Here is a 6,597-nt window from a genome sequence, read left to right as displayed (position 1 = left end):
ACAGTTTTTTGTGCCGATCACAGCATCTCCAAACAACCCGGAACCCTGTGGGAGCGGGCTTGCCCGCGAAGAGGCCGGTACATTCAGCATCCCTGTCGACTGACCCAACGCTTTCGCGAGCAAGCCCGCTCCCACAGTTTCTTGCCGGTTTCTTTGGGTGTTACTTCGGCGCATTGAGGTTCAAGGTCGGGGTTTCGTCGAAGAAGTTCCACGGCTTGAGCAACACATGCACCCACTCGGTCGGCATGATCGGCCACTCTTCGGCGCGGGCGATGTGGGTGGTGCCGGTGGTGAGCCAGACCACGTCGTCGGTGTTTTCGATGGAGTGGTTGTCCTGGGTGAACTGACCCAGGCCCGAGTCCTTGTCCGAGCGGTTCGGGTACTTGCCTTCCGGGTACTTCTCTTCAGGGTTGTACTGGGTCACCCACAGTTGCTTGTCCATGAAGCTCAGGCGGTGGTACAGCCATTCATCCTTGCCGAAGTTGGCGCCCTTGGCCACCGGGTGCGTGCCGCCGGCATACGGAATCAACTGGTAGGAGACCGGGTTGCCTACCTTGTTTTCCTTGCTGAAGTTGGTCAGCAGGCGCACAGTCGACGGGTCGAATTTCTGCGCGGCCTGTTGTTCGGTGCTGACCACCTTGGTTTCGGTCTGCATGGTGCTGGTGCGCGGGCCGCCGCGGTCGTTGGGCAGCACCACCGGGTTCACTTCCACCAGCGAGTTGCTTTCGCCGTCCACGTCCATGTCCAGGCGGAAGTTATAGATGTGCTGGTGCGTGGTGCCGACGATGTTGTGGTCGAGCAGCGTGCCGTAGCGGGTGTCTTCCTTGGCGGTGTCATCGTGCATGGTCTTGGACTTCACGCCCTTGACCGCTTCGATGCCGGTGGCGCCGGCGTCGATGCCGATGGTGCCGTTCTGCTGGAAGACCCAGTCGAAGATGTAGTCGTAGTTGCCCACGGTGCTGATCCAACGCACCACCAGTTCACGCCGCTCGGTGCTCAGGTTCGGCTGGCCCATTTCCTGGTGCTTGTACTCGGGCCCCGCATAGCGCTCGAAAATCGCCATGGCTCGTGGAATCTTGGTCGGCGCGCCGGTGTAGTCGGCGATGGTCGCGTCCAGCAGCACGGCATTTTCCGGGGCGTCTTTGCCACGGGCGATCGGCGAAGTCAGGGTGCCCATACCGTAGTCGCCGGAATCCAGGTAGGCCTTGAAGTACCAGCCGACATCCGGGTCACCGTAAGGCACGATCATGCCGCCCAGCGAGCCCTCGTACATGATTTTGCGCTTCTTGCCCTTGTCGTCGTAGGTGACGGTGGACAGGATCGGCCCGACCCGCGAATCCATCCGCACGTGGAAGTCCCAGTTCTGCCAGTGAATGCTGTTGCCGCTGATGGTGTAGTTCTTGCCCTCGGGCTCGGTGATTTCCAGCGGCTTGACCGCCACGCCCTTGCGCCCGCGTCCGTCATAGGGCGTGGGTTTCATCGGCACCGGGATCAGCGCTTCGTCTTCGATCTTGATCAGCTTCTTCTGTTCCAGATCGACAATCGCCACCAGGCCTTCGATCGGGTGCGCCCAGTAGTTGCCGTCGCCGACATCCAGGTAGCTGACGATCTTCAGCAGGCGCTTGTCCTGGGCCAGGCCGTCCTTGCCGTCGAAGTAGCCGACGGTCAACGGCGTGGCGACAACTTTCTTCACATCATTGATGCCGCGCTTGGCCAGGGCCTGGGCGTATTCCGGGCTGGCCTCGACCGCCGATTGCACGGTGGCGAAATCATCCAGCAACACCATGCCGTGGGCGCCCTCGATCGGTTTCCAGGACTTGAGCTGCTTGCTGTCCAGATCCACCAGCGCTTCGATCACATGCTTGCCGTCCAGTACCACGATGGAGGCCTCACGCGGTTGCGCGACGTTCTGCCCGGTGAAGGCGAAATTCCACACCTGATCCTTCGGCGGCTCCTTGACCGAGACCTCGGTGAAGCGGAAGCCCGGCTTGTAGTTCTCGGATTTCTTGACGATGTCCACCGCCGTGGTGATTTCATCCGCGCTCAATGGGTTGAGCGGGTTAGGGCGGGTTTCCACGACGAAGGTGGTGTCCAGGCCCGACTGGAAGACCTGGTTGATGAAGTCCTTGGACATGTAGGCGGTCTGGCCCTTGAACACCACGGGCACCGTCAGCTCCATGCGCTTGCCGTTGAGCATGGCCACTTTGCTGTTCGGCTTGACCTTGAGGAAGACCCCGTCCTTGGCGATGGTGAAGACATCGGCGTAGTCGTCCCACTTCACCGAGGCGCCGAATTCCTCGAGGCCCGCTTGCAGCGGCACCATTTCCGCGTGGCCGCCATGGGCCAGCGCGTCGCCTGCAAAGAAAGGCAGGCCAAGGGTGCCCAAGGCGATGGCCAGGGCCAGCGGGGCCAGTTGTTTTCTGTTTTTTGTTTTCAGGGAGGTGAACATTCTGGGTTCCTTCGGGAATACCGGGTCAGGCATGCCAGCACTTTGCAGCAGCCGGTGAATGGCTGCATTGGAATGGCTGCCAGAATCCTTCGGATTTGTGCCTGAGGCAACATTTCCGCTGAACGGTTTGGCTCGGTGGAACTGGTTTTTTATATCAATGTTGAAAGTAAATAGTGAATTAGTCGTATGGATTCAATGATTTACTGTTTTAGTTCACTCGCTACAGCTTCAAGTTATTGCTGGTTGCCTGCATTTTTTTTGCACTAAACATTGGCGCCATTGATCGGTTGCGCTCGCCGGTTTTCCATCAATATTTTTGCTTTGAAGGCTCATCAATATTCATTACGGCTGTGTAAATGGCCGGGGATATGCTCGTGAACGACGTTTCAGGAGTCGATTATCGTGAGCGAATTAGTCAAGCACGAAACCATCAGCCTGCTTCAGGAGTTGCTCGAAGCGGAACGCGCCGGCGCGCGGCTGGCAACGGAAACACTCAAGGAAGCGACCGAAGAACAGCAGCAGGAACTGTTGAACAAGATTCAGAAAGGCGAGGCGGAAAGTTGCCGGCGCATACGGGACTGCATCAAGTACCTGGGTGGCATACCCAGTGCCAGCGTCGGCGAGTTTTACAACAAGGCCATGGCCATTGAAGACATCGTCGACCGATTGTTCTTTATCGACAGAGGACAGCGTTGGGTGATCAAGAAACTCAACTCCAACCTTGCGCTTATTCCCGAGAAGTTTGTTCGAAAAGAACTGGAAAACGTTCTGAAGATTCATGTGCTCAATAGTGATGCGTTCAATCTTAAATATACGTGATGTGTAAGGGTTGTTTATGCGGACTGAATTGACTGGCTGTACCGATACGCAAGCAAACCAGACCAAGGCTCATCGGTTTGTGCAGGGATTGTTGAAGTCTGCGGGTTTGTCCATGAACGGCTGCGCGCCGTTCGACATGACCCTGCTGGGCGATGGCGTGCCCGAGGCGGCATTGTCCAGGGGCAACCTGGGCTTGGGCGAGGCCTACATGGCGGGGTTGTGGGATTCCCAGGAGCTGGACGAGTTCTTCTCCCGGCTGATGCGTTCCGGGGTCACCGACACGGTCAACCCGTTCGCCATCATTCTCCATGCGCTATCGGCGAAATTCACCAATCGCCAGACCCAGGACAAGGCCTGGGAAGTCGGCCAGAGGCATTACGACCTGGGCAACGACTTCTACGCCAGCATGCTCGACGGCCGCATGACCTACACCTGCGGTTACTGGAAAGACGCCAGCACCCTTGAAGATGCGCAAAACGCCAAGCTCGATCTGATTTGCCGAAAGCTTGATCTGAAACCCGGCATGAAGGTGCTCGACATTGGCTGCGGCTGGGGCAGTTTCATGTCGTATGCGGCCGAGCACTATGGCGTTGAATGTGTCGGCGTCACCATCTCCAAAGAACAAAGCGAGTGGGCAAAAAAGCGTTATCCACACTTGCCGATCGAATTCAGGTTGCAGGATTACCGGGATGTGAATGAGCAATTCGACCATATCGTCAGCGTCGGCATGTTCGAACATGTAGGGCGCAAGAACCATCGCGTTTACATGGAAACCGCCAATCGTTGTCTCAAGGATGACGGACTTTTCCTGCTGCACACCATCGGTAAGAACATCAGCAAAACTGCCCCCGATCCATGGATCGACAAATACATTTTCCCCAATGGAGATCTGCCCTCCATCGCACAAATCGCCACTTCGATCGAAGGCCTGTTCGTCGCCGAGGATCTGCACAACTTCGGCGCCGATTACGACAAGACCCTGATGGCCTGGTTCGACAACTTCGAACAACACTGGCCGCTGTTCTCGGCGGAACTGGGCGAGCGCTTCTACAAGATGTGGAAGTACTACCTGCTGTCCTGCGCCGGCGCGTTTCGCGCGCGGGATATCCAGTTGTGGCAGTGGGTGTTGTCGAAGAAAGGGGTGATGGGGGGCTATTCCCGCGTCAGCTGAGCACCGATCCCCTGTAGGAGCGAGCACGCTCGCGATGGAAGCCCAGACACCGCGGGGCATCAGGCAACCCGCGTCAACGTTGACGACCATCGCGAGCAAGCTCGCTCCTGCAGATTTCGTGGTGCTTAGCTGGTTGCTGGAATGACCCTGGCTCGGGATGCGATGTTGCAGCAGCGGTTGCTGATCAATAATCCGCGGGAAGTGAGTGAGGCGGATGCGTTGGCGATTTATCAGGCTGCGTACTGAAAGCAGTACCATTCCTTCGAGATCGACGCGCACTTTGTGGCGAGGGGGCTCGCCCCCGTTGGGCTGCGAAGCGGCCCCAAAACCTGCCACCGCGGTCCTTCAGTTACACCGCATTGGCAGGATTTACGACTGCTGCGCAGCCGAACGGGGGCGAGCCCCCTCGCCACAAAGTAAATTGCCGACTTATCGCCCTCTGTCATTTCTTCGACTCCCCACCAAACGCCCCTCCGCGAATGAAAACAACGCCCGACCACAAGTCATTGCTTCAGCTTAATACGAAGCATTACTATTCACGCCCCGTTCACACAGCACACCGCAATGACCCTCAAGTTGCCCCGCAGACACGGCTTTTTCGAGCATTACGAAGAGTTGGTCGGGACCTGGACTCGTCGCCTGAGAAATCGTCAGCAGGCCGAGGATCTGGCTCACGACACCTTCGTGCGCGTGCTCGAGTCCGATTCGGCGGCGGTGCAGCAGCCACGGGCGTATTTGCACCAGACCGCGCGCAATATCGCGGTGGATGCCTATCGGCGAGAGGATCGGCGTGAGGAGCAACGGGGCGCCATGGAGTCAGAGGCGATCGATCTCAGTGTGTCGTCAGCCGGCGACCCGGAGCATTACATGCATGCGATCCAATTGGCTGATTCCATCGAGCGGGCGCTCACGGAGCTGCCGATCAACTGCCGCAAAGTGTTTGTCTGGCAGAAGATCGAAGGCCTGACCCAGGCGGAAATCGCCGAACGCCTGGGACTGTCCAAGAACATGGTGGAAAAGTATATGATCCGCACGTTGCGGCATCTGCGCGACCGCCTTGATGGACTGCAATCGTGATGCGCGCCGCCGCTGTAGGGCGTCTATTTTTATCCCCAGCCAAACAGGAACTTCCATGATGGATACTCGTGATTGCGCGTGCGGGCAAACAACAGTTCGCGATGACGCGGCGCGGTGGTTTGTGCGTTTGCAGGAACCTGCCGTTGATGTCGAGATGTATCGCCAATTTGAACACTGGCTGGACGAGCACCCTCAACACCGAACCGAATTCGAATGTCTTCAAGGCGTCTGGAAAGCCGCCGACCTGGTGCCGTCGGAGCGTCTTCTGGCGCTGTGCGAAGAGGCGCCGGCGCCGATCAAGCGCCGGCCGATCCTGCGTTATGCGGTGGCCGCCAGTGTGGTGGCGGTGGCGCTCGGTCTGGGACTGTTCAGCGGTCTGAATCACCCATCGCCTTACACCGCGGAGTTTTCCACAGCCCTCGGCGAGCGCCGGCAGGTGGCGCTGCCCGATGGCTCGACCGTGGACCTGGACAGCCGCAGCAAGATCCAGGTGCACTTTGAGAAGAACCGCCGTGGCATCGAGCTGACGGAAGGCGAGGCGATGTTCAGCGTCCAGCATGACAGCAGCCGGCCGTTCGTGGTCGAAGCCGGCAGCGGCAAGGTCACGGTCACCGGCACCCGTTTCGATGTGCGCCGTGGCAGCACCGACACGCGGGTGGTGGTGGAGCAGGGCACGGTCAAGGTTCAGGGCCGTTCGGCGCCCGACAACGATTTCATCAGCCTCACCGCGGGCCTCGGCACCCATGTCGATGCCCAGGGCAAGGTCGCGGCCGCCTACGCGGTCAACCCGACGGAAATGACCGCCTGGCGCAACGGCAAGCTGGTGTTCAACAACACAAGCTTGAGCGATGTCGCCGAGCAGGTGTCGCGTTATCGGGCCAAACCACTGACGGTCGCAAGCCCGGCCGTGGGCAGCCTGCGCCTGACCAGCGTGTTCAAATCCGACAACACTGATGCGCTGCTCAAAGCCTTGCCGAGCATCCTTCCGGTGGCCGTTCGCACCCTCGATGACGGCAGTCAGGAAATAATTTCAAAATAAAATTCAGGTTTTTTTCGAGTTCAGCGTCTTCCTGTTCAACTG

General features: G+C 58.6%; 5 protein-coding genes and 1 pseudogene. 5 read left to right on the top strand and 1 reads right to left on the bottom strand.

Going from position 1 to position 6,597, the window contains the following annotated elements:
* Positions 1-160 precede the first annotated feature (160 nt).
* Positions 161-2,449, bottom strand: a complete 2,289-nt coding sequence (gene tynA, locus ACW9JE_RS08285; protein ID WP_457432476.1) for a primary-amine oxidase — start codon at positions 2,447-2,449, stop codon at positions 161-163.
* A 402-nt stretch (positions 2,450-2,851) separates the two neighbouring features.
* Between tynA and ACW9JE_RS08280 the strand changes: the two genes are divergently transcribed.
* The 5 genes and pseudogenes from ACW9JE_RS08280 to ACW9JE_RS08260 all read left to right on the top strand — a co-directional run bounded on the left by ACW9JE_RS08280 (position 2,852) and on the right by ACW9JE_RS08260 (position 6,555).
* Complete coding sequence (locus tag ACW9JE_RS08280) at positions 2,852-3,268, top strand: DUF6306 domain-containing protein (RefSeq protein ID WP_224540753.1); 417 nt, start codon at positions 2,852-2,854, stop codon at positions 3,266-3,268.
* A gap of 16 nt (positions 3,269-3,284) precedes the next feature.
* Entirely contained in the window at positions 3,285-4,439 is a 1,155-nt protein-coding gene (gene cfa, locus ACW9JE_RS08275; RefSeq protein ID WP_457432475.1) for a cyclopropane fatty acyl phospholipid synthase, read from the top strand.
* 147 nt (positions 4,440-4,586) lie between these two features.
* A pseudogene (locus ACW9JE_RS08270) lies at positions 4,587-4,685 on the top strand (hypothetical protein); the annotation flags it as partial.
* Positions 4,686-5,003: 318 nt separating this feature from the next.
* Positions 5,004-5,516 (top strand): sigma-70 family RNA polymerase sigma factor, encoded by a 513-nt coding sequence (locus ACW9JE_RS08265; protein WP_175377663.1) that lies wholly within the window; start codon positions 5,004-5,006, stop codon positions 5,514-5,516.
* A 55-nt stretch (positions 5,517-5,571) separates the two neighbouring features.
* Complete coding sequence (locus tag ACW9JE_RS08260) at positions 5,572-6,555, top strand: FecR family protein (protein ID WP_457432474.1); 984 nt, start codon at positions 5,572-5,574, stop codon at positions 6,553-6,555.
* The last annotated feature ends 42 nt before the right edge of the window (positions 6,556-6,597 follow it).

The sequence above is a fragment of the Pseudomonas sp. SDO55104_S430 genome (genome assembly GCF_054070595.1).
The sequence above is the reverse complement of the archived record's forward strand: the minus strand, read 5'-3'. Positions and strand labels throughout refer to the sequence as shown.